Origin of the sequence: Vibrio sp. 10N.222.55.C6 (assembly GCF_041473395.1) — a bacterium.
In the GTDB taxonomy this organism is placed as follows: domain Bacteria; phylum Pseudomonadota; class Gammaproteobacteria; order Enterobacterales; family Vibrionaceae; genus Vibrio; species Vibrio crassostreae_C.
Map to the genome: position 1 here is coordinate 1 of NZ_JBFRSD010001257.1, position 351 is coordinate 351.

Here is a 351-nt window from a genome sequence, read left to right on the forward strand (position 1 = left end):
AAGTTACTCAAAGATGAAGCGGGTCATAAAGATTTAAGTGTCACCATGCACTATTTAACGCATTGGGAAGGCAATCCAACTAAGAATCAAGTGCCTGAATTAATGATGAACTTACTGGATGAGGCTGACATTTTATGACCGATAAAATAGATGTTAACAAGCCAGAAAATGCTCGCATTTATCGCTCTATCCCAACGGATGAAATGCAATCGGACAACCCGTTAGCAACGATTCATCAATGGAAGTATGTGTGGAAAAATGGCAACGGCACTAATTCTAACTGTAATTTTGAAGAGTTACTGCAATACAGCACCAAGAAGCATGTTCGTTTTCTTATCTCTAAGTTTGACC

1 pseudogene is annotated in these 351 nt (G+C 38.7%); it reads left to right on the forward strand.

Annotated elements, in window-relative coordinates:
• Positions 1-134 precede the first annotated feature (134 nt).
• Positions 135-351: pseudogene (locus AB4486_RS28440) on the forward strand (hypothetical protein); the annotation flags it as partial.